The organism is Porphyromonas sp. C0026D3, assembly GCF_056590775.1.
In genome coordinates this window covers 57,397-73,117 of sequence record NZ_JBWPWU010000005.1, presented here as the reverse complement: position 1 = coordinate 73,117, position 15,721 = coordinate 57,397, and the positions used below count along the sequence as shown (strand labels likewise).

Genomic DNA, 15,721 nt, shown 5'->3' with positions numbered 1-15,721 from the left:
TAATTTATCTTGTCTATTAAAACGCGATTCACACAATTCCGAAATCTCTCCGAATATGCGAGTCCTCGAAAATATCTATTGAGTTTTTCTGAGCAAAAAAAAGAAGCCTTTAGAGTCCCGGAAGTGCCCCCTCTTCAAGCTTCTCACCGCAAAGATTATCAAACATTTTGAAACAAAAAAATGAGAATCTGCCCCCATTGACGCATAGTAGTAGGATTCAAGACATTACAAATACACAACTGATAGACAGCCACTTAAAGCCACTCAAACACATAACGATCTGTATAAAAGGTCCTTTGAGAAAGTGCCGAAAAAATGTTAATAAAAAAACAACACAAAGTTGCTATACTCAAACATTCTGACACTACAAAATCAACTGCTTTCGACTTTGAAACAGGCTAGTTCCAGGCTCAAGTACAAGGTCGTCCAAAATCAACATACGTATGGGCAAAAGGAATATTTTCTCAAGCGCACACCTTTTTAATCTTATGCATCGCAATTAGCCGTGAAGATCACTTATACACTCATTAAATATAAGTTAATCGCCGATCATCCAACCAGTTTTGCCAACCATGGTTTGCAAAACTAAAAACTTATACCTAAATTTGGCGAGCATTACGAATAGGCTGTACCTAAAAGTAGTGACCACATATACATGGAGCAGTACTTGGTGAAAAAACTTTGATGGAAGCTTTCTACAAAGCATACAAACGCATGAAAAGGGCAGACCCTCAACGTGTAATACGGCGTGATCTGATGGACAAAATTGATCGCAACGACCGACTGATATGCATCAGAGGACCACGTGGCATAGGGAAAACCCGTTTTTTATTGGACTTCGCACAAGAGCATTGGCCGGCAGAAACCTCTCTCTATGTGAACATGAACCACTTCTACTTCTCTGTGTATGCTCTGACGGACTTTGCCAAAGAATTCTCTGCCTCTGGGGGAAAAGTCCTATTGCTAGACCAGATATTCAAGTACCCACAGTGGGTTAGCGACCTAGAAAAAATCCATCGAGAACTCCCGGATCTTACCATCGTCTTTAGCACTTCATCAGTGATGACCCTAGATGAAGACTTTGGCGCACTAAAAGAGATTATAAGAGTATACGATCTCCATGGCTTCTCGTTCAGGGAGTTTCTCAACTACCACTCCGGGCTAGACTTCAAGCCCATTAGGTTTGAGGATCTTCTCCGTCACCACAGATACTATGCCTCACAGGTTGTGAGTGAGTTGCATCCGCACGATTACTTGCCAGCCTATCTAACACAAGGATATTACCCACCGGAAGTAGATAATACACTATTCGGTGAGTTATTGGTCAAGAACCTCAACATGCTTCTAGAGGTAGATATAGTATATATCCGTCAGATTGACCCTTCATACCTACATAAGCTCCGTCAGCTTCTGTACGTTTTGGCAACGGACAAGCAGGCCAAACCCAACATAACAAAGCTCAGTGAGGCCATTGGTGCAAGCCGTGCGACTGTCATGAACTACCTCAGGTACTTGAGTGATGCGGGTATGATCCGCTTACTATACAAAGGGGAAGCCACATTTCCTCGCAAGCCCGACTCGGTTTTCATCAACGATACAAATATCCTGAATGCTATTTATCCGCACGAGCCAACAAATGCCGATATAAGCAAGGTTTTTGTCCTATCTCATGTGCATAACGCAGGACTGAGTGTAGAAATCTCGGAGGTCTCTTCAGCAGACTTCGTCATTGACAGAAAACATCACATCAAAACCCTACCACATGCCGGTGTTCGATCAAGAAACGACACCTACTATGTGTTGGATGACATCATGGTGGGAGATCAAAACCGGATTCCACTATGGTTATTTGGTTTTTTATATTAAATATTAAGCACACCATTTGAATACAGAAAACAAAGTCCATATATATTTTCACTAGAAACGATATGAGTAGTAAAGAGAAAAAATTCATCACATGCGATGGTAATACCGCAGCCGCTACAGTGGCATACATGTTTAGCGAAGTGGCCGCCATTTACCCCATCACTCCATCGTCTACAATGGCAGAGTTGGTTGACGACTGGTCCGCAAATGGCCGTCATAACCTATTTGGTGAAACCGTCCGGGTACAAGAGCTCCAGAGCGAGGCCGGAGCAGCTGGAACCATCCACGGATCGCTACAGGCCGGAGCTCTGACCTCAACTTTCACAGCCTCCCAAGGTCTGTTGCTGATGATCCCCAACATGTACAAGATCGCCGGAGAGTTTTTGCCCACAGTTTTCCATGTGGCTGCAAGATCTATTGCGCGTCATGCACTATCTATTTTTGGAGATCACCAAGATGTAATGGCGGCTCGGGCTACAGGATTTGCTATGCTCTCCACAGGATCAGTACAAGAGGTTATGGACCTGGCTCCTGTCGCACACCTAGCTACTATCAAGACCAGGGTGCCTTTCATGCACTTCTTTGACGGTTTTCGGACCTCACATGAGATTCAAAAGATAGAGGCTATTGACATGGAGGATCTACGTCCGCTCGTAGACATGGACGCTGTGAGAGCTTTCAGAAAGCGTGCCCTCAATCCAGATGCCCCAGTAACAAGAGGCACTGCACAAAATGGCGACATCTATTTTCAAGCCATTGAAGCCGGGAACGGCTTTTATGAAAATGTAGCAGGAGCGGTGCAGCACTACATGGATGAGATCGCAAAGATTACTGGAAGGCAATACCATCTTTTTGACTACTACGGAGCAGAAGATGCTGAGGATGTGATCATCGCCATGGGATCAGTCTGTGAGACAGCAAGAGAGGTCATTGACCATCTTCGTGAACATGAAAACCGAAAAGTCGGACTGCTCTGTGTACACCTATATCGTCCATTCTCAGCAGACCACTTCTTATCCGCCCTACCCGAGTCGGTAAAGCGCATTGCGGTACTTGACCGAACCAAAGAACATGGTGCAGACGGAGAGCCCCTCTTCAAGGATGTGAAGAGCGTGTTTTATGGTAAAGAAAAAAGCCCAGTTATCGTTGGCGGTAGGTATGGACTGTCGTCCAAAGATGTCACCCCCGAGCAGATCTTGGCAGTCTATGACAACCTTAGGATGTCAATGCCGAAAAATGGCTTTACAATAGGTATCAATGACGATGTAACCTTTACTTCACTTCCACTCAAAGATGATTTTGAGATCAACACCGGACTTTATGAGGCCAAGTTTTATGGTCTGGGCTCTGACGGCACAGTGGGAGCCAACAAAAACTCCGTCAAGATCATAGGTGAAAACACAGACAAGTACTGCCAGGCATATTTCCAATACGACTCCAAGAAGTCAGGAGGCTTCACTTGTTCACACCTACGCTTCGGAGACACTCCGGTTCGATCAACCTATTACGTCAACAACCCACACTTTCTAGCCTGTCACGTACCTGCATACCTACGCATGTACGATATCACCAAAGGACTCAGAAAGGGAGGCACCTTCCTTCTCAATGCCATCTGGGACAAAGAAGACATTGAGGCACATATTCCTAATCGTGTAAAGCGTTACCTAGCAAAAAACGACTGCCGTTTCTTCATCATCAATGCGACAAAGATCGCACAGGAGATCGGCATGGGCAATCGTACCAACACAATATTACAGTCTGCCTTCTTCAAGATTTCAAACGTCATCCCCTACGACCTAGCAGTTGAGCAGATGAAAAAATTCATCGTCAAGAGCTATGGGAAGAAAGGCGAAGACGTAGTCAACAAAAACTATGAGGCGGTAGCGCGCGGTGAACAAGTGGTAGAGGTAGAGGTAAAGCCGGAATGGGCTAACCTACCAGATGACGTAGATCCCAAGTATGAGACAGACACACCATTTATTACCAATATTGTTCGCAAGGTAAACGCCCAAGCAGGCGATTCTATCCCCGTCAGCTTCTTCAAGGGGTACGAAGATGGCACTTGGGAAAACGGCACAGCAGCTAGCGAAAAACGTGGTGTGGCAGCCAATGTTCCCGAATGGAATAGCGAAAACTGCATCCAGTGCAACCAGTGTGCATACGTCTGTCCTCACGCTACAATTCGTCCATTCTTGCTGGATGAGGCCGAAGTAGAAAAGGCGCCAGAAGGCTACAACACCCTGAATAGTATCGGTCGCACACTCAAGGGAACACAGTTCCGGATCCAAGTGGACGTAATGGACTGTCTCGGTTGTGGCAACTGTGCTGATGTTTGTCCAGGCAACAAAAATGGCAAGGCACTGACGATGCTACCACTCGAGTCTCAGCTAGGCCAAGCTCCTCTCTGGGACTTCTCAGTACGCGAAGTGACCAACAAGGCACACTTAGTCGATGTGCGCCAAAATGTTAAAAACTCGCAATTTGCACAACCCCTCTTTGAGTTTAGTGGTTCATGCGCCGGGTGTGGAGAGACTCCGTACGTAAAGCTCCTAACCCAACTCTTTGGAGATCATCAGATCATAGCCAATACCACCGGATGCTCATCAATATACTCAGCCTCCGCACCATCAACCCCGTACACTGTGAATGCGTGTGGACACGGACCGGCATGGGCCAACTCACTATTTGAAGACAATGCTGAATTTGGATACGGTATGTACCTAGCATACCAAAAACTCCGGACTCGACTTGTAAACCTAGCAGAGGAGATTGTATCCGGCCAAAAGGCATGTGTCAACAACGAAGCAAAAGCACTCCTTAGCCAGTGGCTAGAAAATAGAGACGATGCTGATAAGTCACGCGAACTGGCTGACCAGATCACGGCTTCAGTAAAAGACAGTGACTGTGACGCCTGCAAGGCAGTCAGCGAACTCTCACACTATTTGGCTAAACGCTCTCAGTGGATTATTGGAGGTGATGGTTGGGCATATGACATCGGCTACGGTGGTTTGGACCACGTCTTAGCTTCTGGTGAAAACGTAAACGTACTGGTACTTGATACCGAAGTTTACTCCAACACGGGTGGACAGAGTTCAAAGTCCACTCCGAGAGGAGCTGTAGCCAAATTTGCCGCTGGTGGACGTCGTATACGCAAAAAAGACCTTGGCATGATGCTTGCCTCCTACGGATATGTATACGTAGCACAGGTAGCCATGGGAGCCAATCAAGCCCAATGCCTCAAAGCCATCCGCGAGGCCGAAGCCTACAACGGGCCATCCATCGTGATATGCTACTCACCATGTATTGAGCATGGACTAAGGAGCGGCATGGGCAAATCTCAAGATGAGGAAAAACGCGCAGTAGAGTGTGGCTATTGGCACCTATGGCGCTGGGATCCAACTTTGGAAGAAGAAGGAAAGAATCCATTCCAGCTTGACTCCAAAAACCCGGATTGGGACAAATTCCATGACTTCATGATGGGGGAAGTTCGTTACCTATCACTGAAGAAACAATTCCCCGAAGAGGCTGAGCAACTATTTGCCGCAGCGAAAGCAGATGCTCAATATCGCTACAATAAGTACAAACGATTTGAGGCGATGGAGTATCATAGCAACGATGAAAATGAGGTGACCGACAGCCAACAATAAGGATTGGTAATCACCCAATAACTATCCCTAGTCGGGTGCGTCAAAACAATAGTTTTGGCGCACCCGATTCTCGTTTCGAAACACTTTTCGAAAAACCGGAGGTGACACACATTTACAAAGATAAGCCCAACAGACTGCTCCAAAATCTTCTGTACTGAAAGGGCATTGATATCACCAAACTGTCACGAGTACACAAAACAAGGGTTTATTTACGCTGTTAGATATAGACAAACCTTTTAATTAGGTACCTTTGCGCATCATGGCACAGATATTGTAGGTACTCTATTGATCAAATGCCACAACGACAACATATGTTTTGATAGAAAGGTAGACAACCAATCACAATGATAGATATTGATATAGATATGGACCTCACAGATGGAAGTGCAAGTCTCAAGCAGATGATGCCTATGATCCTACCAGATGATGACTACTCTGCAACCTATGACGAAGACATCGCACGTTTGCCAAAAACACTGCCCGTACTTCCTTTGCGAGATGCCACAGTATTCCCCAACGTTGCCATACCGGTAATAATAGGCAGAGACCGCTCCAAAAATCTACTCAACTATTTGGAGACTGCCCCCAACAAACACATACTGGCGGTCACTCAAAAGAATCCGACAGAAGAAGATCCGACTTCTGTCAAGGCTGTGATAGCCGAGGGGACCATCGCAGAAGTCCTTAGGGTCATGCAAGTCAATGAAGATCTTCTGACCATAATCATACAAGGCAAACGTCGCGCTCATTTGGACAGCTATACCCAACGAGAGCCTTTTTTGAGAGGTCGCTATACACCTATTGAGGATTATAGTCCCGGACAAGGAGACATGGAGTACCAACAGCTTGCCAAGTCTCTGCTTGAGACCATGATCCGAGTCCTGATAATGCGTGGGGACGCGCCAAAGCCGTTTGTAGAGTCTCTCAAGCAACTACGAAACCCGGAGACCATCATCAACTTTGCGTCCAATAACTTCCCGGAAAAGATGGAAGAGAAAATATCTCTCCTCTTGACCAGTGACCTCAAGCAACGCGGTTACATAGCCCACAAGCTACTCAGCATCATCTGCGAACAAGAGGAAGTGCGTCAGCAGATCCTACAACGCACCCGACACGAGATGGACAAACAACAAAAGGAGTACTTTCTCCAACAACAGATGCGTGTCATCCGCAAAGAAATCGAGGACGATGAGGACGAGGCCACAGACCTTCTGAATAGAGCTTCGGAGAAGAAATGGAAAGAATCTGATCTAGACAACTTTGAGAAAGAGATCAAAAAACTACAACGCATGGCTCCGCAAAGTCCGGACTACAGCATACAGTTGCAGTACCTGGAGACCCTGTTGGAGTTACCATGGCAAGAGTTTACGGCAGACAACTTTGATATAGGCAGAGCACAAAGCATATTGGACCAAGACCATTTTGGCTTGGACAAAGTAAAAGAACGCATCCTCGAACACCTTTCTGTCCTCAAGCTCAAGGGAAACCTTCACGCACCTATCCTCTGCTTATATGGGCCTCCTGGTGTAGGAAAGACCTCTTTGGGCAAAAGTATCGCCAACGCACTTGGTCGCAACTACGTAAGAATATCCCTTGGTGGACTACACGACGAGGCCGAGATACGCGGACACCGTAGGACCTACATCGGGGCTATGCCCGGTAGGATCATCAAGGGTTTTTTGAAAGCCGGCAGTAGCAACCCTGTCTTTGTACTAGACGAGATTGACAAGCTAGGCAATGACTACAAGGGTGACCCGTCATCTGCCCTTCTGGAAGTATTGGATCCCGAGCAAAACAACACCTTCCACGACAACTATCTAGACATTGACTACGACCTGAGCCAAGCCCTTTTCATTGCCACGGCCAATAGCGTCGGAGACATTCCCCCCGCCTTACGAGATCGTATGGAGATGATCGAGGTAACCGGTTACATTCAAGAAGAGAAAGTGGAGATCGGCACAAAACACCTTTTGCCCAAGGCACTAAAGCAAGTAGGACTAAACGATGGAGATATCCGGATATCTCGCCCCATCCTTGCAGATATCATTGAGGACTATACCAGAGAGAGTGGAGTCCGTGAGTTCGACAAGCGCATCAGCGAAGTGATCCGCAAAGTGGTCAAAAAGGCCGCACTCGCCAATGAGGAGTGCATAGAGACCTACTTCCCTGTGAGCCTCAAGAAAAGTGACATCAAGACCTACCTCGGCACCCCCAAGTACAGCCGAGAAAAGTACGATGGCAACAAGTATGCAGGTGTCGTCACCGGCCTTGCATGGACAAGTGTCGGTGGCGAAATCCTGATGGTGGAGAGTGCACCAAGCCCAAGCAAATCCGGGAAAATGACCATCACCGGGAACCTGGGTGATGTAATGAAAGAGTCAGCTATTTTGGCACTTGAGTACCTCAAGAGTCATGCCCAGATGTACGACATTCCTACAGAGATTTTTGATTACTGGAATGTACACATACACGTACCCGAGGGGGCCATCCCCAAAGACGGTCCATCTGCCGGAATAACCTTGGTCACATCATTGGTCAGCACATTCACACAACGGCAGGTATTGCCCAACATAGCCATGACCGGAGAAATCACTCTCCGAGGAAAGGTCCTCCCCGTAGGAGGTATCAGAGAAAAAATACTGGCGGCCAAGCGCTCGGGGGTGACCAAAATCATCCTCTGCAAGGAAAACCAAAAAGACATCAATGAGATCAAGCCGGACTACGTGAAAGGACTAGAGTTTGTGTACGTCACCGACATCAGTGAAGTCATCAGCCATGCCCTCTCCAACGACAAAGTCGACCACCCGATAGACCTCATGGAGCGCGTCAGAAAAGCTCACGAAGCAGAAAAAGTAGCACATCAACGTAATCAAAACAAGTAATAGCATGTCACTCCAATGCGGAATAGTAGGACTGCCCAACGTCGGCAAGTCGACACTTTTCAACTGTCTCTCCAACGCCAAGGCACAATCTGCCAACTTCCCTTTTTGTACCATTGAGCCCAACGTCGGCGTCATCACTGTCCCGGACAATCGGCTCAACGAACTGGCGGATCTAGCCCACCCACAACGCATCGTCCCAACAACTGTGGAGATTGTAGACATCGCAGGGCTGGTAAAAGGGGCAAGCAAAGGTGAAGGATTGGGCAATAAGTTTCTTGCCAATATTCGAGAAACAGACGCCATCATACACGTACTCCGTTGTTTCGATGACCCCAATATCACCCACGTAGACGGTGACGTCAACCCCGTGCGAGACAAAGAGGTCATTGACACCGAGCTTCAGCTCCGAGACCTTGAGACGATAGAGACACGAATGAAAAAAGTTGAGCGTCAAGCAAAATCTGGCGAAAAAGATGCCAAGATACAGTACGAACTACTGGAGCGCTACCATATGGCACTGTCCGAGGGAAAGAGTGCTCGTACCGTGGATCTATCCGAGGAGGAGGAAAAGCTCACCCGCGACTTCTTTCTTCTGACCAATAAACCGGTTCTTTATGTCTGCAACGTAGATGAGGACTCCGCTGTAAGTGGCAATGCGTATGTTGATGCCGTAAAGGCCGCCGTGGCTGACGAAAATGCGGAAGTACTTGTCCTAGCCGCACAGACCGAGAGTGACATTGCCGAACTCGACACATACGAGGAGCGAAAGGAGTTTCTCGAGGCAGTAGGGCTCAAGGAGAGTGGCGTGAGTCGCCTTATCCGCTCAGCCTATGCTCTGCTCGACCTAGAGACGTTCTTCACCGTTGGTGAAGTAGAAGTTCGGGCATGGACCTACCACAAGGGGAGCAAAGCCCCGCAGTGCGCCGGTGTGATCCACTCGGACTTTGAGAAAGGGTTCATCCGAGCAGAGGTCATCAAGTATAGCGACTACATCCACTACAAAAGCGAACAAGCTGTGCGCGAAGCCGGAAAGCTGAGCGTAGAGGGAAAAGACTATGTAGTGGAGGATGGAGATATCATGCACTTCAGATTCAACGTCTAGGTTCATTGTTTTCCCCCAAAAACGACAGAGGAGCCTTCTGGGGCTCTTCTGTCGTTTTTTTCTTGCTTCAATAAAGGCAGAGATCGGACGGGAACCATATTTTGCCTACATTTGTCAATCCTAGGGCGACAAAAGCCTTGGTCTACCAATCAAAATAGAAAAGAGACACCATGGAGGAATTCGGACAAAACAACTATGCCATCTGTATTGGCCGGTCATTTGGAAGTGGAGGGGCAGAGTTTGCCAAAGCACTAAGCCTGAGACTGGGTATTCCGATGTACGACAAAAACATATTGGACCAAGCCGCTGCGGATGCCAATATCCGTCGTGAGCTTTTTGAGCGGATAGATGAGTGCAACAACTTTGACATTCCTATGATCTACGGTGCCGGCTTCACGGTCCCGAGTTCGTTTTTCGTCTACACCGACAACTACCTCTCCAACGAAAACCTATTTCGCATGCAGGCGGATACCATCCGTGAGCTGGCCCAAAAAAGCTCTGCGATCTTTGTAGGCCGATGCAGCGACTTTGTCCTACGCGACCACCCACACCTTTTGTCCATCTTTGTCGCCGATGACGAGCAACACCGTATGCTTAGGATACAGGAGCGAATTGAGGATGTCTCCGACGAAGACGGTGCCCGAAAGATTATGGAGAAGTTGGACAAAGAGCGACGTGAGTACTACAACTACTACACGGGAGGACACTGGGGAAGGGCCGAAAGCTACGATCTTTCCCTAAAGTTGTCGCTTTTTGGCATAGATTATGCAGTTAGTCTGGTGGCGGATCTGATCCGACAACTCGGATTTCCCGACAAACGGACTCCAACAGCATAGACCGCCACTGAGACAAAACACTAGAAAACAATCAGACCCCAATGCCTTCACAACACAACATGAACATACCCCAAAAGTCCTCCCTCCACCGACCGGTCTGCATGGCTGTCAACACTCCGGAGTCGGAGGACCTCAGTGAGTACGATGAGCTAGCCGGCACAGGCAAGGCCAGTGGCACAAACGCACAGACCACTCGCCCTACACCCAAGGAGCCGGACCGGAGTGGTAGCAATAACGACACCCCGACACTCGACAAGTACGGAGTATCGCTCAATGACCTGGCAAGAGCCGGCAAGCTTGACCCCGTATACGGACGGGAAGAGGAGCTCCACAGAGTGGCACAGATACTAGCACGCAAGCGCAAAAACAACCCCCTCCTGATCGGCGCCCCCGGCGTAGGCAAGACCGCTGTTGTTGAAGCACTGGCACAAAAAATTGTCAACAACGATGTTCCCCTCTTCCTTCTCAACAAAAAGATTATCTCCGTAGATCTAGCCTCCATCGTCGCCGGAGCCATGTACAGAGGACAATTTGAGGAGCGTATGAAAACCATGATCGACGAGCTCCGAAAAAACCCACACATCATCCTCTACATAGACGAGATCCACACCCTCATGGGCGGAGGCAACAGCCAAGGGGGCCTAGACGCTGCCAATATCCTCAAGCCCGCCCTTTCGCGCGGTGAGATCCGTTGCATCGGAGCCACCACTCCGGAGGAGTACCGCAAGACGATCGAAAAAGACGGCGCCATGGACCGCCGATTCCAAAAAGTGACCATTGAGGCACCGGACAGCTCGCAGACACTCAAAATTCTCCAAAAGCTAAAGCCCACCTACGAGATGCACCACCACGTTCTCTACACCGACGATGCACTCCGAGCCTGCGTCCGCTACACCGATCAGTACGTCACGGATCGCTTCTTCCCTGACAAAGCGATAGACGCCATGGACGAGGCCGGGGCCTATGCCTACATGAATAGTCAAAAGCCTATTGACTTCTCCATCTACGAAGATCGGATCCAAGCCGCACGGCAAAAAAAACTCCAAGCCGTCAAGGACGGCAACTATGAGGATGCCTCTAGATACCGAGACGAAGAAAAGCAATACGCAAGTCGACTGGATCAATTCAAAAAAGACCTCGAGGCCGGCAAGTACCAAGAAGCTCCGGTCAGTGTGGATGTCGCCACAGTCGAGCACATCGTCAGCCTATCGAGTGGAATACCGGTCTCATCATTCACCCGAGACGACCTTACCTCACTCGCCGGACTCTCCGACCGACTCAAAGCTAAAGTCAAGGGGCAAGACCACGTCATAGAAGCCGTGTCTGGCGCTATCCGACGAAACAAGATCGGGCTACGAGACCCGTCACGCCCCATTGGCACCTTCCTCTTTCTCGGCTCATCCGGAGTCGGCAAAACCCACCTATCCAAACAATTGGCACGAGAGCTTTTTGGATCAGAAGAGGCCATGATCCGGGTAGACATGAGCGAATTCATGGAACGACACACCGTGTCGCGACTCATCGGAGCACCCCCGGGATATGTAGGCTATGACGAGGGTGGAGAGCTGACCGCCAAGGTACGTCGACGCCCCTATTCCGTCATCCTTTTTGACGAAATAGAGAAAGCACACCCCGATGTGCACAACCTCCTACTCCAGTTGCTTGACGATGGCATACTCACCGACAGCAATGGTGGAAAGGTCAACTTCAAAAACACCATCATTATTATGACCTCCAACGTCGGCACACGCCAGCTCAACGACTTTGGTGCAGGCATCGGCTTCCGCGATGAGCAGGCGGACCTCCACAAGCTCTCTGAAGAGGTGATCAAAAAGTCCCTAAAAAAAGCCTTCTCCCCGGAGTTTCTCAACCGCATTGATCGCATCGTCACCTTCAACCCCCTCACGCCGGACATTATCCGAGACATCGTGGATATTGAGCTAGAGGCACTCAATCAGAGGATTGGGGAGATGGGCATGACCATCACCCTCACCTCGGAGGCAAAAGACTTCTTGGCAGAAAAGGGATACGACCCGGCCCTCGGAGCACGCCCTCTACGGAGAGCTATCGCCATGTACGTAGAGGAGGTGATTACCCAAGCCCTACTCGACGAAACAGCCCACCGAGACGGGTCCTACACCTTGAGCGTCAATAGCGACCACACCACTCTCAAGCTAACTCCCTTGGAGAGCTAGTACATTATCTCACAACATCGGCACATGCACCAAGCGAAAGAATGCCATGCCACTCGGAAGCGACTGCAGTATCATACTAGGAGACTGCAGTCGCTTCCGTTTTAGATTAAAGCCTCCTATGAGACTATAGTTTCAGTCCGTAGAAACTACAGTTTCAGTCCGTAGAAACTACAGTTCCAAGCCGTAGAAACTACAGTCTCATACGATGGGACCAATGTTTTCTCAAAAATGGACTAAAACAAGTCGTCTACCTGTAAAAAGAGTAGTACATTTGTGACAGAAAATAACCCACCACTTAACAAACAAGAACTAAGGACAACAAACTACTGTCCTAACTTTATTACCTTAAATTATTATGCTATCTACAGCACGCAACACCACACCTCCGGATCTTTATTCAATCTGTACCTCCGAAACTTGCCCCAAGCGCAACAACTGCCTCCGTGCACTCATTGCACCTGAGGCCCTCAAGGAGAAGCAATTCTACATGCAGATCAACAGGAGCCACCCAAGCCACAGAGAAGGTGAGGGGTGCAAATTCTTTCAGTCCGAGCAGCCAGAACGCTACGCTTTTGGATTTTCGAAGGCAATGAACAGCCTTAGCCATACCAATTACGATGCCTGCACGAGGTACTTGACATCTAGATTTTCCAAGTCTACATTTTACCGCAAAAAAGGTGGCAGACTACCCATCTCTCCCGCTGAGCAAGAAGAGCTACGCAGTGTCCTCCTTGACTATGGATACAACGGAGATATGGAGGCTATTTTTGACCGATACGAGCTACTGATCACTTGGGAATAACGGCGGGAGTGGAGCGTCCATTGTGGACACATTGCACTGTGACCGGTCATCTTCGGCATCGGTCACATTTTTGTGTCGCTACGGAAAGCGTTATCTTTGACCCACAAAAACAAGAAGTCTGCGGATCTTTCACACACTCACACTACACGATATGAAAAAAAACTTGGCAACCACCCTGCTTTCACTGATCACACTTCTCAGCTTGTCTGTCGGCTGCTCGGGACGCAAGGGCGAGGAGGTACCGGATTTTCCGGCGGACCCACTCACTTATGTCGACCCTTGGATAGGCTCTGGCGGACATGGACACGTCTTCGTCGGTGCGGGCGTACCGTGGGGAATGGTGCAGCTAGGGCCTACCGGAATACCTGAGGGGTGGGACTGGGTCAGTGGCTACCATGTTTCGGATAGCACGATCATTGGTTTTTCGCACACCCACATGAGTGGTACCGGGATTGGTGACCTGCTGGACCTGACGGTGATGCCGGTCACGGGCGAAGTAACACCGGGACGTGGCACAGAGGCTGACCCAAGCAGTGGCCAGTGGAGCTACTCCGTCCGCAGCCGTGAAGTGGTGCGTCCAGGATACTATAGCACGCACCTGGAGCGTTACGGGATAGATGTGGAGCTGACGGCCACTACTCGCGTGGGGTTGCACAAGTACACCTTTCCCAAAGATGCTGAGCTTCCGGGGGTCATCATTGACCTAGTCAACGGTGGTAATTGGGACCGCCCTACCGATGTATTGATCCGACAAGTGGACGACCACAAGGTAGAGGGTTACCGCAGGAGTACGGGCTGGGCAAAGGACCAAGTGGTCTACTTTGCGGCCGAGTTTTCCGAGCCCATCAGTGACCTAGAAGTGACCGTTGACGGGAAAGCACAGAGTCGCGAGGGACAAGGAACAGAGCTGTACGCCCGTGCCAATCTCTCGGAGGCCAACCGCCAAGTACTCGTAAAAGTAGCTCTCTCTCCGACAAGTATCGAGGCCGCTTGGGCCAATATGGTCGCCGAGCTACAGGGATGGGACTTTGAGCATACCCAAGCGCAGGCAGCCGACCTTTGGCGCAAAGAGCTGGGCAAGATTCGGATGACAGCTAAGCGTGAGGAGACGATGCGTGTCTTTTATACCGCACTCTACCATACTATGATTGCGCCATCAGTCTATGCGGATGTGGATGGATCGTACATGGGAGCGGACCTAAAGGTGCACTCCGACCCAGGATTTGTGACACGTACCACCTTTTCGCTCTGGGACACCTACCGAGCCGCTCACCCACTGATGACACTGATCCACGGTGACCTAATGAAAGACATGGTCGGCACCCTCCTCAGCATATATGAGAAGCAAGGGAAGCTCCCGGTATGGCACTTTTATGCCAACGAGACCAACACCATGGTCGGCAACCCCGGGATACCCGTGCTTGCCGATGCTATCCTCAAGGGGTATGTCAAGGACAAGGAGAGGGCCTACACTGCGCTGAAGAATAGTGCCATGCTCGATGAGAGAGGACAAGACCTCCGCAAAGAATACGGCTACATCCCTTGCGACAAAATGGCCGAGAGTGTCGCCTACGATCTGGAATACGCTCTGGCGGACTGGGCTGTGGCCAAGGTTGCCAAGAGCCTGGGACACACTGAGGACTATGACTACTTCCTCGATCGAAGCCAAAGCTACAAGCATTTATTTGATCCCGAGACGGGCTTCATGCGGGGCAAAAGTGCCACGGGGCAGTGGAACACCCCTTTCAACCCCTTCTTCTCCAACCACCGCGAAGACGACTACTGCGAGGGCAATGCCTGGCAGTACACCTTCTTGGTTCCCCACGATGTTGAGGGGCTCGTAAGCCTCTTTGGGAGCGAAGAGCTATTTTTGGAAAAGCTGGACAGCCTCTTTACCGTACCTAGTGAAATTGCCGGCGAAAACACGTCACCGGACATTTCCGGAATGATTGGGCAATTTGCGCATGGCAATGAGCCAAGCCACCACATCCTGTACCTCTACAGTATGCTGGGACATCAGGATAAGGCCGCACCACTCCTGAGACGTGTGATGAACGATCTTTACCATGCCCAACCCGATGGACTGAGTGGTAATGAGGATGTGGGGCAGATGAGTGCGTGGTATATCCTGTCGGCATTGGGTTTTTATCAGCCGGAGCCTGCCGGTGGGCGGTATTTCTTTGGCTCTCCCATCATTGATGCGGCAGACCTGAGTGTGAGAGACGGTCTCTTTCAGATAAGAGTCCACGACAACAGCGACCGAAACGTATATATCCAAAAGATAGAACTCAACGGCAATCCGCTCAACAAACGCTGGCTGGACTACGAAGAGATAGCGACGGGAGGACGCCTAGATATCTACATGGGAGATCAACCCAATAAATGGTAATA

8 protein-coding genes are annotated in these 15,721 nt (G+C 49.4%); all 8 read left to right on the top strand.

What is annotated here, in order from left to right; translation table 11 throughout:
- Nucleotides 1–684: 684 nt before the first annotated feature.
- The 8 genes from AC1EK1_RS05195 (at nt 685) to AC1EK1_RS05160 (ending at nt 15,719) form a co-directional block, all read left to right on the top strand.
- Complete coding sequence (locus AC1EK1_RS05195) at nt 685–1,866, top strand: AAA family ATPase (protein WP_480307261.1); 1,182 nt, start codon at nt 685–687, stop codon at nt 1,864–1,866.
- 62 nt (nt 1,867–1,928) lie between these two features.
- Complete coding sequence (gene nifJ / locus AC1EK1_RS05190) at nt 1,929–5,513, top strand: pyruvate:ferredoxin (flavodoxin) oxidoreductase (protein ID WP_480305964.1); 3,585 nt, start codon at nt 1,929–1,931, stop codon at nt 5,511–5,513.
- A gap of 344 nt (nt 5,514–5,857) precedes the next feature.
- On the top strand, nt 5,858–8,395 hold the full coding sequence (lon, locus tag AC1EK1_RS05185; protein ID WP_480305962.1) for an endopeptidase La: 2,538 nt from the start codon (nt 5,858–5,860) through the stop codon (nt 8,393–8,395).
- Nucleotides 8,396–8,399: 4 nt separating this feature from the next.
- Nucleotides 8,400–9,497, top strand: a complete 1,098-nt coding sequence (ychF, locus tag AC1EK1_RS05180) for a redox-regulated ATPase YchF (protein ID WP_480305961.1) — start codon at nt 8,400–8,402, stop codon at nt 9,495–9,497.
- Between the two features lie 170 nt (nt 9,498–9,667).
- A complete protein-coding gene (locus AC1EK1_RS05175; RefSeq protein WP_480305960.1) occupies nt 9,668–10,333 on the top strand; it encodes a cytidylate kinase-like family protein in 666 nt (221 codons plus the stop codon).
- A gap of 59 nt (nt 10,334–10,392) precedes the next feature.
- Nucleotides 10,393–12,528, top strand: coding sequence for an ATP-dependent Clp protease ATP-binding subunit (locus AC1EK1_RS05170; RefSeq protein ID WP_480305959.1), 2,136 nt, complete (start codon nt 10,393–10,395; stop codon nt 12,526–12,528).
- A 355-nt stretch (nt 12,529–12,883) separates the two neighbouring features.
- Nucleotides 12,884–13,330 (top strand): DUF6078 family protein, encoded by a 447-nt coding sequence (locus AC1EK1_RS05165; RefSeq protein WP_480305958.1) that lies wholly within the window; start codon nt 12,884–12,886, stop codon nt 13,328–13,330.
- Between the two features lie 151 nt (nt 13,331–13,481).
- Complete coding sequence (locus AC1EK1_RS05160) at nt 13,482–15,719, top strand: GH92 family glycosyl hydrolase (protein ID WP_480305957.1); 2,238 nt, start codon at nt 13,482–13,484, stop codon at nt 15,717–15,719.
- Nucleotides 15,720–15,721 lie beyond the last annotated feature (2 nt).

Excerpts from the sequence above, each read along its gene's own strand:
- nifJ (WP_480305964.1), top strand. The coding sequence starts at position 1,929 with ATGAGTAGTAAAGAGAAAAAATTCATCACATGCGATGGTAATACCGCA.
- AC1EK1_RS05165 (WP_480305958.1), top strand. The coding sequence starts at position 12,884 with ATGCTATCTACAGCACGCAACACCACACCTCCGGATCTTTATTCAATC.
- AC1EK1_RS05170 (WP_480305959.1), top strand. The coding sequence starts at position 10,393 with ATGAACATACCCCAAAAGTCCTCCCTCCACCGACCGGTCTGCATGGCT.
- lon (WP_480305962.1), top strand. The coding sequence starts at position 5,858 with ATGATAGATATTGATATAGATATGGACCTCACAGATGGAAGTGCAAGT.
- AC1EK1_RS05160 (WP_480305957.1), top strand. The coding sequence starts at position 13,482 with ATGAAAAAAAACTTGGCAACCACCCTGCTTTCACTGATCACACTTCTC.
- AC1EK1_RS05175 (WP_480305960.1), top strand. The coding sequence starts at position 9,668 with ATGGAGGAATTCGGACAAAACAACTATGCCATCTGTATTGGCCGGTCA.
- AC1EK1_RS05195 (WP_480307261.1), top strand. The coding sequence starts at position 685 with ATGGAAGCTTTCTACAAAGCATACAAACGCATGAAAAGGGCAGACCCT.
- ychF (WP_480305961.1), top strand. The coding sequence starts at position 8,400 with ATGTCACTCCAATGCGGAATAGTAGGACTGCCCAACGTCGGCAAGTCG.